Source organism: Achromobacter sp. UBA5777 (assembly GCF_002418565.1).
Lineage (GTDB): Bacteria > Pseudomonadota > Gammaproteobacteria > Burkholderiales > Burkholderiaceae_B > Achromobacter > Achromobacter animicus.
Genome location: NZ_DIEJ01000142.1, coordinates 665 through 3053, shown reverse-complemented (window position 1 = coordinate 3053; position 2389 = coordinate 665). Strand labels below are relative to the sequence as shown.

Sequence of the window (2389 nt, the reverse complement as noted above, 5' to 3'; positions counted from 1 at the left end):
GCTGGCGCACCGCCTCGATCATGATGAAGACGCCATACATGCCGGGATGCACGCAGCACAGCCCGCCGCCGTTGGTGTTGACCGGCAGCCGGCCCCCGGGCGCAATGCCGCCGTCCGCGATGAACTCCTTGCTTTCGCCCTTGGCGCAGAAGCCAAGGTCTTCGAGGAACAGCAGCGTGTTGATGGTGAAGGCGTCGTAGAGCTCGACGACGTCGATGTCCTTGGGGGCAAGGCCCGCCATGGCGAAGGCGCGGCGGCCGGACTCGGATGCGGCGGTGACCGTCAGGTCTTCCATCGAAGAGATCTGCCGGTTCCAAACCGCCGTCGCGTTGCCCAGCACATAGACGGGCGGACGCGGCATATCGCGGGCGCGGTCGGCGCGCACCAGCACGTAGGCGCCCGCGCCGTCGGTGACCAGGCAGCAATCGCGCACGCTCAAGGGGTCGGACACCATGCGCGCGGACAGGATCTGATCCAGCGTGGCCGGTTCGCGCAATTGCGCTTCCGGATTGAGCTGCGCCCACTGGTTGGCCGCCAGCGCCACCCGCGCCAGATCCTCACGTCGGGTGCCGTACTGATGCATGTGCCGGGCGGCTGCCAGCGCATACGAGGACAGCGGGTTGAGCGGATCGTAGGGCGCTTCGTAAGGCTGCGGATCGAACTGCTTGCGCACGCGCCCGACCTCGGCGCGGCTGAGCGTGGACGTGCGCTGCGTGCTGCCGTAGCAGACCAGCACGGCATTGCATTGGCCGGAGGCCAGCGCGTGCAGCGCCGGCATCAGATGCGCCACGAAGCTCGAGCCGCCCAGCATGGTGCTGTCGATGAACGTCGGGCGGATGCCCAGGTGTTCGATCACCGGCATGGCCCACATCGGCGCGGCCACGCTGGCCGTGCAGATGCCATCGATGTCGCGCATCGTCAGGCCCGCGTCCGCCACGGCGCGCTGCGCCGCCTGCACCAGGATTTCCATTTCGGTAAAGCCCGTGGCCTGTCCGAGGCCCGCGTGGCCCACGCCGGCCACCGCCACGGCGCCGCGCAATTCGTTCAGCGTCATGCCGCCTCCTTGTTGGGAACAAAGACGACCACCCCGCGGCCATCCTGCTGGATCACCTGCGCGCGCACCGCCATGCCGATGCGCACGGCGTCCGGCGCCACGCCGTCGACGCGGCTCATCAACCGCACGCCTTCCTGCAGGTCGATCAGCGCGACGTTGTAGTCGCCACCCGCCTCAGGCTTGCGCCGCACGACGGTGGTGGAATAGACAGTGCCGCGTCCGTCGGGCGCCGCGAAGGAAAGCTGGTCCGCGCCGCAATGGGGGCAGATCATGCGGGGATAGAACACGGCGCGGTCGCAACCGCCGCAGCGCTGGATGAGGAAGCGGCCGTCGTCGAGCGCCTTGCGGTATTGCGCCTCGACGCCTTGCGAGACGCCATCCGTCTGATCGGGAGCAGTCATGGTGCGATGGGATTCCAGTGAATGAAGCGTGAATCTGAAGCGTGAATCTGAACAGCGCCTAGTGTCGGCACTGCCAACGGCTTCGGCCATTCTTCATTGCTGAAGCAGGACTTTTGCCAATCCGTAGTGGACCGCGCGCCCTACACCCAACGCGAAGCCCGTCTTCGGGAGAGGCAGATTGTCCGGCGGTACGCGCCGTGGCTAGATACCGGGCAAAGGAGGTGGACCATGAACCTGACCTGGACGCCAGAAGAGCGCCAATTCCGCGAAGCCGTGCGCGCCTTCGCCGCCGAGAAGCTGCCGCAAGACATCCGCAGCAAAGTGCTGCGGCACCAGCGGCTGGAACGCGATGACTATGTGCGGTGGCACAACATCCTGGCCGACCAGGGGTGGGGCGCACCCAACTGGCCGGTCGAACACGGCGGCACGGGGTGGAACGCCTTGCAGCGCCTGATCTTCGAGGTGGAATGCTTCAAGGCGGGCGCGCCGCGGCTGCTGCCGTTCGGCCTGTCCATGATCGGCCCCGTGTTGATGAAGTACGGCAGCGCCGAGCAGAAGGCCCGGCTGCTGCCGCGCATGATCCGTGTGGAGGACTGGTGGTGCCAGGGGTATTCCGAGCCGGGTTCCGGTTCCGACCTGGCGTCGTTGAAGACCCGTGCCGTGCGCGACGGCGACGACTATGTGGTCAACGGCCAGAAGACCTGGACCACACTGGCGCAGTATGCGGACTGGATGTTCTGCCTGGTGCGCACCGACCCCGATGCGCGCGCGCAGCGTGGCATCTCGATGCTGCTGCTGGACATGCGCTCGCCGGGCGTCACGGTGCGGCCCATTCGCACGCTGGACGGCGGTCATGACGTCAACGAGGTCTGGCTGGAAGACGTGCGCGTGCCGGCCGCCAACCTGGTCGGCGAGGAAAACCAGGGCTGGACCT

The 2389-nt window shown here is 67.3% G+C and carries 2 protein-coding genes and 1 pseudogene (1 of these 3 only partly in view); 1 reads left to right on the top strand and 2 read right to left on the bottom strand.

Annotated elements, in window-relative coordinates:
- Both B3446_RS11055 and B3446_RS11050 read right to left on the bottom strand, forming a co-directional pair.
- On the bottom strand, nucleotides 1-1054 hold a 1054-nt coding region (locus B3446_RS11055; RefSeq protein WP_291380919.1), incomplete at its 3' end, for an acetyl-CoA acetyltransferase.
- Nucleotides 1051-1455, bottom strand: coding sequence for a Zn-ribbon domain-containing OB-fold protein (locus B3446_RS11050; RefSeq protein ID WP_191578905.1), 405 nt, complete (start codon nucleotides 1453-1455; stop codon nucleotides 1051-1053). The genes B3446_RS11050 and B3446_RS11055, both read right to left, overlap by 4 nt.
- Before the next feature lie 228 nt (nucleotides 1456-1683).
- Here B3446_RS11050 and B3446_RS11045 point away from each other — a divergent pair.
- A pseudogene (locus B3446_RS11045) lies at nucleotides 1684-2389 on the top strand (acyl-CoA dehydrogenase family protein) (it continues 322 nt past the right edge of the window).